This is a genomic window from Dokdonella sp., assembly GCF_051958935.1.
In the GTDB taxonomy this organism is placed as follows: Bacteria; Pseudomonadota; Gammaproteobacteria; order Xanthomonadales; family Rhodanobacteraceae; genus Dokdonella_A.
The window spans coordinates 23386-36805 of the sequence record NZ_JBQCFP010000163.1 but is presented as its reverse complement, the minus strand read 5'-3'; the positions used below and the strand labels follow the sequence as shown (position 1 = coordinate 36805).

13 protein-coding genes are annotated in these 13420 nt (G+C 69.1%); 5 read left to right on the top strand and 8 right to left on the bottom strand.

Annotation, left to right across the window (positions count from 1 at the left end):
* The first annotated feature begins 6 nt into the window (after positions 1-6).
* The 4 genes from ACTHK2_RS15520 to ACTHK2_RS15505 all read left to right on the top strand — a co-directional run bounded on the left by ACTHK2_RS15520 (position 7) and on the right by ACTHK2_RS15505 (position 4044).
* Positions 7-477, top strand: coding sequence for a GNAT family N-acetyltransferase (locus ACTHK2_RS15520; RefSeq protein ID WP_440246624.1), 471 nt, complete (start codon positions 7-9; stop codon positions 475-477).
* Positions 478-486: 9 nt separating this feature from the next.
* Positions 487-1467 (top strand): class I SAM-dependent methyltransferase, encoded by a 981-nt coding sequence (locus ACTHK2_RS15515; protein ID WP_440246623.1) that lies wholly within the window; start codon positions 487-489, stop codon positions 1465-1467.
* A gap of 79 nt (positions 1468-1546) precedes the next feature.
* Positions 1547-2821 carry an acetyl-CoA C-acetyltransferase gene (locus tag ACTHK2_RS15510; RefSeq protein ID WP_440246622.1) on the top strand — a complete coding sequence of 425 codons (1275 nt, stop codon included), beginning with the start codon at positions 1547-1549 and terminating at the stop codon, positions 2819-2821.
* A 59-nt stretch (positions 2822-2880) separates the two neighbouring features.
* Positions 2881-4044 carry an RDD family protein gene (locus ACTHK2_RS15505; RefSeq protein WP_440246621.1) on the top strand — a complete coding sequence of 388 codons (1164 nt, stop codon included), beginning with the start codon at positions 2881-2883 and terminating at the stop codon, positions 4042-4044.
* Positions 4045-4115: 71 nt separating this feature from the next.
* Here ACTHK2_RS15505 and ACTHK2_RS15500 read toward each other — a convergent pair whose 3' ends face one another.
* The 7 genes from ACTHK2_RS15500 to ggt form a co-directional block, all read right to left on the bottom strand.
* On the bottom strand, positions 4116-4694 hold the full coding sequence (locus ACTHK2_RS15500; RefSeq protein WP_440246620.1) for a YkvA family protein: 579 nt from the start codon (positions 4692-4694) through the stop codon (positions 4116-4118).
* Between the two features lie 104 nt (positions 4695-4798).
* Entirely contained in the window at positions 4799-6589 is a 1791-nt protein-coding gene (locus ACTHK2_RS15495; RefSeq protein WP_440246619.1) for a phospholipase D-like domain-containing protein, read from the bottom strand.
* A gap of 41 nt (positions 6590-6630) precedes the next feature.
* Positions 6631-7245: a YceI family protein gene (locus tag ACTHK2_RS15490; RefSeq protein ID WP_440246618.1), complete on the bottom strand. Its 615-nt coding sequence runs from the start codon at positions 7243-7245 to the stop codon at positions 6631-6633.
* 10 nt (positions 7246-7255) lie between these two features.
* The gene (locus ACTHK2_RS15485; RefSeq protein WP_440246646.1) at positions 7256-7729 is read right to left on the bottom strand and encodes a SixA phosphatase family protein; all 474 of its coding nucleotides are present in this window, start codon (positions 7727-7729) and stop codon (positions 7256-7258) included.
* 122 nt (positions 7730-7851) lie between these two features.
* The gene (locus ACTHK2_RS15480) at positions 7852-8331 is read right to left on the bottom strand and encodes a hypothetical protein (RefSeq protein ID WP_440246617.1); all 480 of its coding nucleotides are present in this window, start codon (positions 8329-8331) and stop codon (positions 7852-7854) included.
* A 143-nt stretch (positions 8332-8474) separates the two neighbouring features.
* Positions 8475-9107, bottom strand: a complete 633-nt coding sequence (locus ACTHK2_RS15475) for a nucleotide-binding protein (protein WP_440246616.1) — start codon at positions 9105-9107, stop codon at positions 8475-8477.
* Between the two features lie 118 nt (positions 9108-9225).
* Positions 9226-10920, bottom strand: a complete 1695-nt coding sequence (gene ggt / locus ACTHK2_RS15470) for a gamma-glutamyltransferase (protein ID WP_440246615.1) — start codon at positions 10918-10920, stop codon at positions 9226-9228.
* Positions 10921-11034: 114 nt separating this feature from the next.
* Here ggt and ACTHK2_RS15465 point away from each other — a divergent pair, with 114 nt between their 5' ends.
* Positions 11035-12462 carry a hypothetical protein gene (locus tag ACTHK2_RS15465; RefSeq protein WP_440246614.1) on the top strand — a complete coding sequence of 476 codons (1428 nt, stop codon included), beginning with the start codon at positions 11035-11037 and terminating at the stop codon, positions 12460-12462.
* A 33-nt stretch (positions 12463-12495) separates the two neighbouring features.
* Here the strand turns inward: ACTHK2_RS15465 and ACTHK2_RS15460 are convergent, their stop codons facing one another.
* Positions 12496-13410 (bottom strand): AEC family transporter, encoded by a 915-nt coding sequence (locus ACTHK2_RS15460; protein WP_440246613.1) that lies wholly within the window; start codon positions 13408-13410, stop codon positions 12496-12498.
* Between the last annotated feature and the right edge of the window lie 10 nt (positions 13411-13420).

The following is a 13420-nucleotide window of genomic DNA, read 5'->3' as shown; positions in this document are numbered from 1 at the left end:
ATACGCATGTCCGACATCCTGCACGTCCGTTCCGCCATCGCCTCCGACCTTCGTTTCATCGCCGACAGCAATGCGGCGATGGCGCTCGAAACCGAGCACAAGCAGCTCGACCGCGCCGTACTCGAGCGCGGCATCGCCACCGTGCTCGGCGAGCCGCGGCGTGGCTTCTACCTCGTGTGCGAACGGGCCGGCGAGGCCCTCGGCTGCCTGCTCGTGACCTACGAATGGAGCGACTGGCGCAACGGCGAATGGTGGTGGCTGCAGAGCGTCTACGTCGTGCCCGGGGCGCGCCGCTGCGGGGTATTCCGGGCGCTTCACGACGCGGTGCGCGCGCGCCTCGCCCAAGCCCCCGAAGCGATCGGCCTGCGCCTGTACGTCGAACGTGACAATGCCCGCGCCCAGGCCACCTACGTCGCGCTCGGCATGCAAGAAACCGCCTATCGACTGTACGAGGCCGCCGGCGGCGCCCTGCGGTAGCCGGGCGGGATGCATTACCATCGTCGCCTCCAAGGCGCCGCAGCGATCGACCACGCGATGGAAGCGAAGAACTACAAGTCATTCTGGGACAACAAGGCCAGCACCCGCACCGGCGCGTTCATCGCGGTGGACGGCAGCGCGAACGAGGACGTCGCGCGCCTGACGGGTGCCTATACCGCGCGCCAGGTCGCCGCTGCGCTTGCACTGGAGCCCGGCGATCGCGTGCTCGAACTCGGCTGCGGCGTCGGCCGCATCGGCCGCGAACTCGCGCCGAAGGTCGCGCACTGGGAAGGCGCGGACATCTCCGCGAACATGCTCGGCGTCGCGCGCGAACGGCTTGCGGGCCTGGCCAATGTCGGCTTCACCGAACTGCGCCGCAGCAGCCTCGAGTCGCTCGCCACGGACAGCTTCGACAAGGCCTATTGCGTGGCGGTCTTCATCCACATGGACAAGGAAGACTTCCTGCTCTACCTCGAGGAGCTCGCGCGCGTGCTGAAGCCGGGCGGCCTGCTGTTCTTCGACACTTGGAACCTCGCCCATCCGGTCGGCTGGCGCCGCTTCGCGCTGGAAGTGGGCCAGTACCGGAACGCCGACCCGGGGCAGCGCAAGGACGTCGCGCGCAACCAGTTTTCGACGCCGGAAGAGGTGCGCATCTGCCTCGAGCACTGCGGCTTCGAGGTACTGCAGACGTACACCGATTCGCCGTGGGTGCAGAGCGTGGCGATGAAGCGCGGCGGCAGTCGCGACGCCGCGGCCGAACGCGCCCGCCTCGCCCGTGACGCCGTGAACATCGCGTACACGCCACTGTGGACGGAGCTGTTCGACGCGATGATCCGCGTCACCGGCGAGGGCCTGCATCCGCAGGCGATGATCGACGCGCTCGGCGACGACTCGCGCGGCGAGGAGATCGCGATGTTCCGGGTCTGGTACCGCGAGCTGTGGCGCCACAACGAAGCCCACTGGGGGCCGTTGCCGGCGGCGCTCGCCTGAGGCGCGCGCGGCGCCGCCGCGTCATACAATCGGGCGCGGGAGCCGCGACGGGGCTTCGCCGACGGACGAAGGAGACAACTTGAAGCGGGCAGGCATCATCGGCGGCGTGCGTATCCCGTTCTGCCGCAACAATACGGCCTATGCGGAGGTCGGCAACTTCGGCATGGCGGTGAAGACGCTCGGTGCGCTGGTCGAGCGATTCGGCCTGCACGGCGTCGAACTCGGCGAAGTCGCGTACGGCTCGGTCATCAAGCATGCCTCCGACTGGAACCTCGCGCGCGAGGCCACGCTGTCCTCCGGCCTCGCGCCGACCACGCCCGGCCTCACCACCGCGCGTGCCTGCGGCACGTCGCTCGACAATGCGATCCTGATCGCGCAGAAGATCGCGTCCGGTCAGATCGAGGCGGGCATCGCCGGCGGCGCCGACACCACCAGCGACGTGCCGATCGTCTACTCGCGTGCGCTCCAGCAGCGCCTGCTCGCGGTGAATCGCGCGAAAACCCCGGCGGACAAGGCAAAGGTCGCCTTCAGGGGGTTCTCGTTCGGTGACCTCAAGCCGTCGTTCCCCGGCGTCGCCGAGCCGCGCACGGGCAAGTCGATGGGCGAGCACTGCGAGCTCATGGCGCGCGAATGGAACATCGGGCGCGAGGAACAGGATCGCCTCACGCTCGCGAGCCACCGGAAGCTCGCGGCCGCCTACGAGCGCGGGTTCTTCAAGGATCTCGTCGTGCCGTTCCGCGGCGTCGAGCGCGACAACATCCTGCGTCCGGATACATCGCTCGAGAAACTCGCCGCACTCAAGCCCGCGTTCGACAAGACCTCCGGCCGCGGCACGCTGACCGCGGGCAATTCGACGGCACTGTCCGACGGCAGCGCCGCGGTGCTGATCGCGAGCGACGAATGGGCCGCGGCGCGTGGCCTGTCGGTACAGGCCTATCTCACCCATGCGCAGGTCGCCGCGGTCGATTTCGTGCACGGCGAAGGCCTGCTCATGGCGCCGACGGTCGCCGTACCTCGCATGCTCGCGGCCGCCGGCCTCGGATTGCAGGACTTCGACTTCTACGAAATCCACGAGGCGTTCGCGGCGCAGGTGCTGTGCACGTTGCGCGCCTGGGAATCGGCCGACTACTGCCGCAACCGCCTCGGTCTCGACCAGCCGCTCGGTTCGATCGATCCGGCCAGGCTCAATGTGAACGGCTCGAGCCTCGCCGCGGGCCATCCGTTCGCCGCAACCGGTGCGCGCATCGTCGCGACGCTTGCGAAGCTGCTCGAGGAGAAGGGGCGCGGCCGTGGCCTCATCTCGATCTGCACGGCCGGCGGCATGGGCGTCACGGCGATCCTGGAACGGCCTTAGACTGGCGGGCGGCCAGGCGTCCGCGGACGCCGGGCCCCTCACCGCAAGCGAGGTACTCGATGGAAAACAGCACCTACGCGCTGGTCCTCACCGGTGACGTCCTGCCCGGGCATGCGGAGGAAACCGTATGGCCCGCGCTCGCCACCTATTTCCGCATGGACCTCGACAAGCTGCGCACGCAGCTCGTCGCGCGCGCGCCGCTGGCGATCAAGCAGGGCGACGACCTCGGCAAGCTGCAGACCCTGCAGGCCGGCATCGCCGCACTTGGCGCCGAAGCCGAGGTGTGTGCGCCGGACGAGCGCGCGAACCTGTTCGTCGTGCTTGCCAATACCCCGCGTGGCCCGATGCCGCGCGTGTTCGTCGACGACCGCATCGAGCGCGGCCTGTGGCCGATGCGGCTGTCGGTCGCCGAAGTCGGCTCCTCGGCCTGGCGTCCGTATTCGGACTTCAGCACGCCGCCGCCCGCGGCGCCCGCCGAACCGCCGGCGCAGGCGTTCGATGAGAATGCCTTCACGTCGCGCGACACCACGCGTGCCTACAAGCCGACCTCCAAGGCCGACTACGGGCACAACCTCGCCGCGGTCGCGACCCCGACCGCGGTGACGCCGCAGCCGTTGCCCGCCGGCGATACCGTCCATGCCGGCTTCTGGCGGCGCGTCGCGGCCGCCCTCATCGATGGCCTCCTGATCGGCATCGTCCTCGGCGCGGTGCAGGTCGGTGTCGGAGTCGGTGCGGTCGGCAGCCTCGCCACGATGAACGATGCCGGCGCGGGCATGGCGGCCGCGATCGGTTCGATGCTGCTGTTCTTCGTCATCGCTTTCGTCGGCCAGTGGCTGTACTTCGCGCTGTTCGAGGCCGGTGCGATGCAGGCGACGCCGGGCAAGCGCGCACTCGGGCTCAAGGTCGTCGACGACGTCGGCGCACGCATCGGCTTCGGACGGGCGACGGGGCGCTACTTCGGCAAGATCGTGTCAGGCGCGATCTTCTACGTCGGTTTCCTCATGGCGGGCTTCACCGAGCGCAAGCAGGGCCTGCACGATCTCATGGCTTCCACCTACGTCGTCTTTCGCGAGGTGCAGCCGGGTGAGCCGATGCCGGCGGCGCGCCCGCCGATGCCGTGGTGGGGCTGGCTCGTCAACATCGTCATGCTCGGCTTGCCGATCGCGGCGATCGCCTTCGCGCTGGCGATGTTCCCGGGCGTGCTCGCATCGCTGCACGGCTGACCGGTTCCTCGCCGCCGCAAATGCGAAGGGCCGCGTGAGCGGCCCTTCGGGAATACACGCGGTCGCGGCGTTCAGCCGCGGAACGAGAACAGCACCGGCCTCCAGCCGCCCGAGCTCTGGTAGCTCTGGCCGCGGCGCTTGCGCATGCGGTCGATGAGTTCGAGGCGGCGGGCCTCGGCCCATTCGACGCGCTGGGTCTTGAGCGAAGACGGGTCGACGCCGTGCGCGGCCGCTTCCTGCTTGCGGTAGGCGACGAAGTCCTCGTAGGCCTCGACTTCGTGCTGCAGTTCCTTCACGCACAACTCGATCATGATCGCGTCGTCGAGGAAGCCGAGCACCGGCACGCTGTCGGGGATGATGTCCTGCGGATTGGCGAAGTAGGTCAGGCACGCGAGCACGTGCTGCCTGTCCTCTTCAGGCAGGGCGAAGCCTTCGTCGTTGACCATCGCGATCATGCTGTCGAGCTTCTGCAGGCGATCGGCGATGAAGTGGGGCAGCTTGATCGCATGGCCGTCGGCGAGCAGGCGGGAAGCCGCTTCGGTGATCTGCTGCGCGGACAGGTTCTTCGACTCCTGTTGCGAGCGCTGCATGGCGTCGATGAAGTGCTGGAGGTCGGCATCGCCGAGCTCGATGGTGATGGCCAGCGACATGGATCAACTCCGACGAAAAAGCGGACGGGAAGACTAGCTACCCCGGCCGGGGGCGTCAATCGCCGTGCTTGCGGGATCGCGGCGGGCGCGCTGCCCGCGCTGCCTCAAAGGATGCCGACCAGGCCCGCGCCGAACGCGGTCACGATGCGCGTGTAGATCGTCTTCAGCGGCAGGTCGACCTCGGGGAAGTCGCCGACGTCGACGTGGCAGGCGTAGAACCCGGGCGTGCCGGGTCGCGACGGGGCGCAACCGGGCGCGAGTTCGAAGCTGCTCGCATAGCGGAACGGCCACAGGTCGAACAGCGGCAGCGAGGTCGAGAGGTCACCGATCGCGTTGTTGATGCGCCCGAGCAGGCCGCCGCGGCGACGCTTGGCGATCGTCCACGCGTTGCCTGGCGCCGCATTGCGTTCGATCGCGGCGCCGACGCGCGCGGCGACCTGGGTGTCGTAGATGATGAAACCCGACTCGGTGTTGTAGTCGTCCGAACGCGGATCGAAGTTGTGCGAGCCGATCAGGCTGATGCGGTCGTCGATGACGATCGATTTCGCGTGCAGGCCCAGGCGCACGCCGCCGCGCACGAGCGGCGTGCGCCCGTAGCGATGGTAACGCCCGGTGTTGCCGCCACCGGCGAGCCGGTCGTAGTCCGCGATGAACTCGGGTGCGTCCTCGGGGAATGGCTTGAACTCGTGGATCTCGAAGCCGTAGCGCTTGAGGTAGCGCTTCTTGTACTTGTAGGAGAGCGCGTAGACGTAGAAGGCGTCGGTCGCTGCGAGCGAGTTGGTCGACACGAACACCTGGACGGGCGGCTTGCGCCGCTGCAGTTGCTGGAACACCTCGCGCGCGCGGCGGCTCAGCACCAGATATGGCGTCTCGAACACGATGCGCCGCTCGGCGCCGGCGAGCAGGCTGCTGATGCGCGTGGTGAGCTCGAGCAGCGCCGCGTCGTTCGGCCGTGCCGCCTTGTCGGGCGCGTCCGAGAAGTAGTCGACCCGGCCGACGCGCAGCGCCTGGGCGGCGAATCCGGCGCGCACGTAGCCCTCGTCGCCTGCGCGTGCGCGCAACGATTCGATGCGTTCGCGGTCGACGCTGCCGAGCGGCTGCAGCGGCGTACGCGTGGCACCGTCGGCGACGATGCGGCGGTTGACGTCGTTGAGGCGGGTCAGCGGCACCGCGCGCGGGTGCGCCCAGAAGCGGTCGAACGACGCCTGCATCTCGGCGCCCGCGGCGGGCCCGAGCACGAGCACGTCTCGGTCGCGGTAGTCGAACTCCTGGTCCCAGTCGAAGTAGCGGTTTTCGTAGTTCCGTCCGCCGGCGATGCCGATCTCGCCGTCGACGAGCAGCAGCTTGTTGTGCATGCGCTGGTTGAAGCGCGAGAAGCAGCAGAGCAGGCCTGCGGCGAACTCGAGCGGCTGCGTGACCGCTTCGGAGAAGGTCGGGTTGTACAGGCGGAACTCGAGGTTCGCGTGCGTGCGGGCGATGCGCGCGAGCCATTCGACGTCGTCGAGCGAGAACAACTGGTCGGCCAGCACGCGCACGCGCACGCCGCGTCGCGCGGCGGCGGCGAGTTCGTCGAGCACGAGCCAGCCGGCGTCGTCGTCGGCCCAGATGAAAGTCTGGATGTCGATGCTGCGCCGCGCGGCGCGGATCAGGTGGATGCGCAGCAGCAGCGAGTCCTCGCCGCGTTCGATCACGTTGACATAGTGCACCGGCTCGCCGGTCGCGCTGTCGGCACGCGCCCGTGCGGCGAGTTCGTGGTACGGCGAGGCGATCGCACAATAGTCCTCGCGCGTGCAGTCGGTCGCCTGCGGACGCGTCGCCGCGACGAGCGCGTCGGCCCGGCGCGCGAGCGGGCGGTTGAGGCCGCAACCGCCGAGCAGCAACAGGATCGCCAGCACCGCCCACGTGGCGGGGCGGGCGCGGCGACGCGACCGCCCGTTCATCCGGGTGCGGGTGCCGGCGCAGCGTCGCGCGGGGGCGGTAGCGCGTACACGGTGAAATCGAGTTCGACCTTGTCGGCGAGGGTGCCGCGATGCGAGCCCATGCCGAACATCGAGCGGCGGATGGCGCCGGCGACGCGGATCGGGCAATCGTAGGCGGGCCGATCGCATGCGGCCGGCTTTAGGTCGAACTGGACCGGCTGGCGCACGCCGCGCACCGTCAGCTGCCCGGGCAGCTCGCCGCCGGCGCGCAGGCGTGCGCGCGGGAACGCGTCGGAGGTGAATTCGATCTGCGGGTGGGCGGCCGCGTCGAAGAACTCGGGCGACTTCACCCATTCCTCGTAGGAAGCGCTGGCCATGCGCACGCTCGCGGCGTCGATGCGCGCGTCGACGCGCAACTCGTTGCGGAACGGATCGAGGCGAACGGTACCGTCGACCTTGCCGAAGTGTCCGCGAATGCCGAGCAGCCACATCACCTTGACGCGGAAACCCACGTCCGAGCGGCTCGCATCGAGCCGGATGATGTCGCCGGTCGGCGGGGACTCGCCCGCGAATGCCGCATGGCCGCCGATGAGGCCGCAGGCGAACAGCAAGGCGCGCACGCGAAAGCCCATGGCGGGCTCGTCAGGGCCACCAGAAGTGCCGCACGCGCGCGCTGCCGGGTTCGATCGTGCCCGCGGGCAGCGTGAGCCAGGCGACTGCGCCCGGCGGCATGCCGCGACCGGAATCCGAAGCGCCTTCGGTGAGCAGTGCGACGAGCGTCTCCAGGCCCGGGTTGTGGCCGACCAGCAGCACCGTGTCGGCGTCCGCATGATCGTCGAGCACGCGGATCAAGGTAGCCGGTGTCGCCTCGTGGATGCGCGGCTCGACGCGCAGGTCCGCGTAGCCGAGGGCGGCGAGCACGCGTTCGCAGGTCGCGCGCGTGCGCACCGTGGGCGAGCACAGCACGCGCACGGGTGTGGCGGCGTGCTGCTTGAGCCAGGCCCCGGCCGCATCGGCCTCGGCTTCGCCGCGCAGGCTGAGCGGGCGGCTCACGTCATCCTGGCCCGCAGCTGCGGCCTCGGCGTGCGCATGTCGCAACAGGATGATTTCGCGCATCGTCATCGACGAGTCCCTCGCTGGTCCGATGCGCGATCATGCCGCATTCGAGCCCGCGGCGGTCAAGCAGGAAAAGGACGGACGCCGGCTTTGGGGCGATTCCGGTCGTCCGTCCGACCCCGTCAGCCTTCGTCGTCCGGCGTGACGTTGGAGTCGCGGCGCCCGATACCGCGGCGCGGCAGCAATCGGGCCGCATCGACCGTATCGGCGCCGCCGCTGGCACGATCGAAGCGCGCCATCGCCTTCGCTTCGAAATCGGCCTTGCCGACGCTGCCGGTGCCCGTCGTGTCGTAGCGCGCGATGAAGCGCTCGGAGCGCTTGTGCGCGCGTCGCGCGGCCTGTGGCGAAGCGGCGATCTCGTCCGCATCGACGCGGCCATCGCCATTGGCGTCGAGCCGGTCGAAGCGGGCATCGATCCAGGCCCGGTACTCGGCGCGGCTGACCACGCCGTCGTGATCGGCATCGACCTGGTCGAGGAAGCGTTGCTGGAACTGCGCGCGCCGCGCGGCGCGCGAAGCGGCGCCGTCGGCCGGCACGTCGGCGGCGCAGGCGCTGCCGGCTGCCAGCGCGAGAACGAGCAGCAAGGGGGTGGAGGTTCGCATGGGAGGGTGCTCTTCACTGCGGCCACGGCGGCCGCACCCACCCACAACGCATGGCGCAGCATCTCGCCGACCGGCGCGTTGCAAAGAAAGCGCAAAGCCGCGTCAAGGCATGGCGCAGACGCAGCCTCCCGCCATGGCAGACGTCAGGTGTGCTTCTTCAGCCAGCGCAGCAGCTTCGCCCAGTCTTCCTGGTGGGAGCGCACGTTCTCGGAGTGGTAGTCGAAGATGCTCTTGCCGAGCGCATTGGCGAGTACGTAGCCCTGCGTGTCGCGCAGCTCGGCGACCAGCGGGAACGGGAAGCCCCTGATTTCCTCGACCGCGAGCTGCGAGGCGTTGGTCCACGGCTTGAGCCGGTTCGCGACGAGCCCGACCGCGACCTTGCCCTTCTTCACGCGCGGCAGCGCGGCGACTTCGGCGAGGAACGGCTGGGTTGCCTCGAGGTCGATCGCCGACGGCAGCACCGGCACGAGCAGCACGTCGGCGTTCTCGAGCCAGTCGCCGACCTCGCCGGGACGGATACCGGCCGCACTGTCGATGACGACGCGCTGCGCATCCTCGGGAACCTGCCGTTCCCAGTCGCGGCGCAGGCCGGAGATGCCGAGCACCGCGTTCGGATGCACCGAGCGCTTCTCGCTCCAGCGCAGCGACGAGCCCTGGCGGTCGGCGTCGACCAGGACGGTGTTCTTGCCGTCCACCGCGTAGTACGCGGCCAAGTTGGTCGCCAGCGTGCTCTTGCCCGCGCCACCCTTCGAACTCGCCACCAGGACCTTCAGCATGAACGCCTCCGCCGGTACGCAAAGTGCGGGGAAGGGTACACCGCGGTCCGGCATGGGCCAAACATCGCCCCGCCGCGTCGGGCGCGGGCTGCTGGCACCGTGCCCGACGTTCGCCTGCCTAGTAGCCGGCGGCCTGGCCGTCCTTGCGACCCTCGGAGGCGCCGACGTAGACGTGGTTCTTCGCGTCCCGGCCGATCGCCTGATAGCCGCCGTACGGCCCGTTCGCGAAGCGAACGCTGTGCCCCTTCTGCATGAGGCCGCGCACGGTTTCGTACGGGAAACCGGATTCCAGGTCGACGAAGCCGCCGTCCTGCATCGGCGCGGCCTGGCCCTCCGGCGAGGTCGAACCCTCGTGCTGGATGCGCGGCGCGTCGCCGGCCTCCTGCAGGTTCATGTGGAAATCGACGAGGTTCTGCACGATCTCGACGTGCCCCTGCGGCTGCATGTCGCCGCCCATCACGCCGAAGCTGAGCCAAGGCGCGCCATCCTTGGTGATGAACGCGGGAATGATCGTGTGGAACGGGCGCTTGCCGGGCGCATACGTGTTCGCGTGGCCTTCCTCGAGCACGAACAGCTCGCCGCGATCCTGCAGGATGAACCCGAGCCCCGGCGGCGACATGCCCGAGCCCATGCCGCGGTAGTTCGACTGGATCAGCGAGACCATGTTGCCCCAGCGGTCCGCCGTGGTCATGTAGATCGTGTCGCCGTCGAGCTTGTGCGTGCCGGGCTCCGCCGCCTTCATCGCGCGGTCGGGCGAAATCAGCTTGCGCCGCTCCGCCGCGTATTCCTTCGACACGAGCCAGTCGATCGGTGCCTTGGCGAAATCGGGGTCGGCGTAGAACTTCGCGCGGTCCTCGAACGCGAGCTTCTTAGCCTCGACGAACAGGTGCACGTGCTCGGTGCTGCCGAACGGAATCTTCGAGAAGTCGTAGCCCTCGAGGATGTTGAGCATCTGCAGCGCGGCGAGGCCCTGGCCGTTCGGCGGCAGCTCCCACACGTCGTAGCCGCGGTAATTGGTCGAGATGGGTTCGACCCACTCGCCCTTGTGCGCGGCGAGGTCGTCGTAAGCCAGGAAGCCGCCCTGCGCCTTCATGTAGTCGGCGATCGCGTGCGCGATCGCGCCTTTGTAGAACGCGTCGCGACCGCCCTTGGCGATCGCTTCGAGCGTGTGGGCGAGGTTCGGGTTCTTCCAGATCTCCCCTTTCGCGGGTGCCTTGCCGCCCAGCGTGAACTGTTCGGTGAACCCCGGGAATTTCGCCAGGCGCGGCACCGATAGGTTCCAGTAGTAGGCGATGAGCTCCGTCACCGGGAATCCCTCGCGCGCGTAGGCGATCGCCGGGGCGAGCACATCCTTCATTGGCAGCTTGCCGAAGCGGTCGTGCAGCGCGAACCAGGCATCGACGCAGCCGGGCACGTTGACGGGAAGCGGGCCGAGCGGCGGGATCGCCTTGTAGTCGTGATCCTGGAACCACTTCAGCGTGAGCCCCTTCGGCGAGCGCCCCGAGCCGTTGTAGCCGTACAGTTTCCTCGTCTTCGCATCCCAGACGATCGCGAACAGGTCGCCGCCGACGCCGTTCGACACCGGCTCCATGAGCCCGAGTGCCGCGTTCGCGGCGATCGCCGCGTCGATCGCGGTACCGCCCTGCTTGAGCACGTCCAGGCCGACCTGCGTCGCGAGCGGATGCGAGGTCGCGACCATGCCGTGCACGGCAATGACTTCCGAACGCGTCGCGAACGGCGCGCCGGTGATGCGGTCGCCGGCATGGGCGACGCCGGTCGCGACGAACAGGGTCGCCAGGAAGATCGCGCGCATGGGTCGCCTCCGATGAAAGCCACGAGCATACGCCACGACCGCGCAGCGAAGAACAGAGTGTGAAGCGGTGCTCCCTGCGCATTTGGAAAATGTGGCGTAAGGGCCGGGGGCGTTATGATGTCCCGCATCCCAGGCCAGGATTTGGACATGAATATCCGGCTGTTTTGCGTCCTTCTCGCAGCGACCGCCGGTTCGGCGCAAGCCGCATCGATGTCGTGGCGCGTTCCCGTGCATGCGGAACTCGAGGTCGCACCGGGCGTGGTGCAGACGGTGCCGTTGCTGCCCATGGGGACGACGCTCGAGTATTCGGATGGCGTGATGGGCCAGGCGAGCGGCTTCATTGTCGCGGGAGGCGCGCAGATGGACCCTGCGGCGTCACCCTGGCCTGGGCCCCTGAGTCCGTTCGTGACGAAACGCGCGGAGTCGGACGGCCGCGTGGTGTGGCGCTGGCAGCCGACCGACGATGCCGCTGTGGAAGGCACGATACGGCAGGTGCGATTGCTCGGAGCGCAGAGGGACATCGTCGTGATCGGCCACACGCGATCCGGCGGGGTCGACCGCATGCTGCTCGCTGCGATCGACCATGCCACCGGAGAGACCCTCTGGCGCGTCGACGGCGAACCGGGGACGGTCGGCTACGGCGTCGCACCCGAGACGGACGAGTTCGGCGACATCGTCGTCACCTGGTACGGCGCGCATCGCCAGTACATCGCCAAGTACACCGTGGCGGGGACGTTGTCCTGGAGCGCTTCGCTCCCGGATGCGGACGCGACCTGGGACGACTTCAGGATCGCGACATCCGACGGGTTCACCTACGTCGCCGGACGCTACTCGCAGGCTGCTCCCCTCGTGGAATACGGGGTGCAGATCGGGCTGTCCGCGCAGGGCAGCGGCTTCGCGTTCGTCGACCGCTTCCCTTCCACAGACAATGTCGCGGTCGCCGGCCTGGATGCCGTCGACGAGTTTACGGGGAGCGTCCTGTTCGATGCGGGCGGCATCTTGCGCTGGCTCGATCCGTCGGGCCAGACGCGCTGGTCGCAACAGTCCGGGGTCGCGATGCCCCGGATCGTGCAGGTGCTCGACAACCTCGGCGCGGCGGATGAACTTTATGTCGCCGGCAACGTCGATACCGGCCAGGCGCAAGTGGCGCAGATCGACAGCCTTTCGACGGTGACCGGCGACAGCGAGTGGCACATGGCGTTCGAAGCCGTCGCGCCGCGCACGGCTGCGTACGCGCAAGTGCTGCGCTCCGGTTATCCCAACCCCGGAGTGCTCTTCGGCTGGGTCTCGGAAGGGGGCGCGGCGCCGCGTCAGATGCACGTGACGGCGCTCAGGGACTACACGCACGAGGTGCTGTGGCAGGCCGATTTCGGCAGCGCTGACCTCGAGAACGAGAACAATCCGATCGACCTGCGGATGGCGCCGCGCAAGAACGTGTTCGTCCTGGCGCTGACCAACGATGCGTCGGAGGACTCCACCGCGACGTTGTACAAACTCGATAGCCCGTCCGCCGACGACATTTTCGCCAACGGCCTCGAGTGAGCGCTGCAGGCGCAAGGCCCGCGGTCGCAGGGGCTAGCCCGCGGCCGCGAGGACGAGGTGCCAGAGCGGCAACGTCGCCATCGACAGCACGATGCCGAAGCCGACGAGTGCGGCCGCGAGTTCGGGCGCAAGTCCCGCGAGCGAGAGCAGCGCGCCCGCGGTGATCATCGGCGGCATCGCGGTCTCGTAGACGGCCGCGGCCCGCATCTCGCCGTCGAGGCCGAGCACTGCGCAGAGGCCGAACGCGAGCAGCGGCATCAGCACCAGTTTCGCGACGAGGCCGTACCCGAACGCACCGAGATGATGGCGCGGCACGCGCAGGCGCAATTGCATGCCGCTCGCGAGCGCGACGAGCGGCAGCAGGCTGTCGGCGAGCAGCCGCAGCGGCTTCGCGGCGACGTCCGGATATTCCGCGGGCATCAGCACGAGCGCGACGACGAGCGCGATGAACGGCGGGAACAGGACGATGCGGCGCGCGATCGCCCCCCATGTCGGTCGCTCGCCGCCGTACAGGCCGAGCACGACGAGGCCGAACGTCGAGAGGATCAGGAAGCTGCCGAACTGGTCGTAGACGACCGCGTAACGCAGTGCGCCGCTGCCGGCTAGCGCGGGGATCAGCGCGAAGCCGAGGAACGAGGTGTTGCCGAGCGCGACGAGCAGCAGCAGCGCGGCCGTCGCGGCGCGGTCGAAATGCAGCATGCGTGCGATCAGCAGCGTCAGCGCCGCGCTCGCGCCGAGGATCAGCCAAGGCAGCGCGATCAGGCCGAGCAGTTCGCGCTCGAATGCGAGCCGCGGCGCATACAGCAGCACCGCCGCGGGCAGGCACACGTAGAGGACGACGAGGTTGAGCGCGGCCGGCGCGTCAGCCGGCACGATGCGTCTCCAGGCGAGCAGGCGCCCGACCGCGAGCATCGCGAGGATGAACGCGAACGCGGGCAGGATCGACACGTCGCCCGCC

Bases quoted from the DNA above. Each gene is read 5' to 3' on its own strand.
- ACTHK2_RS15520 (WP_440246624.1), top strand. From the start codon at position 7: ATGTCCGACATCCTGCACGTCCGTTCCGCCATCGCCTCCGACCTTCGT.
- ACTHK2_RS15515 (WP_440246623.1), top strand. From the start codon at position 487: ATGCATTACCATCGTCGCCTCCAAGGCGCCGCAGCGATCGACCACGCG.
- ACTHK2_RS15505 (WP_440246621.1), top strand. From the start codon at position 2,881: ATGGAAAACAGCACCTACGCGCTGGTCCTCACCGGTGACGTCCTGCCC.
- ACTHK2_RS15500 (WP_440246620.1), bottom strand. From the start codon at position 4,694: ATGTCGCTGGCCATCACCATCGAGCTCGGCGATGCCGACCTCCAGCAC.
- ACTHK2_RS15490 (WP_440246618.1), bottom strand. From the start codon at position 7,245: ATGGGCTTTCGCGTGCGCGCCTTGCTGTTCGCCTGCGGCCTCATCGGC.
- ACTHK2_RS15485 (WP_440246646.1), bottom strand. From the start codon at position 7,729: ATGCGCGAAATCATCCTGTTGCGACATGCGCACGCCGAGGCCGCAGCT.
- ACTHK2_RS15480 (WP_440246617.1), bottom strand. From the start codon at position 8,331: ATGCGAACCTCCACCCCCTTGCTGCTCGTTCTCGCGCTGGCAGCCGGC.
- ACTHK2_RS15475 (WP_440246616.1), bottom strand. From the start codon at position 9,107: ATGCTGAAGGTCCTGGTGGCGAGTTCGAAGGGTGGCGCGGGCAAGAGC.
- ggt (WP_440246615.1), bottom strand. From the start codon at position 10,920: ATGCGCGCGATCTTCCTGGCGACCCTGTTCGTCGCGACCGGCGTCGCC.
- ACTHK2_RS15465 (WP_440246614.1), top strand. From the start codon at position 11,035: ATGATGTCCCGCATCCCAGGCCAGGATTTGGACATGAATATCCGGCTG.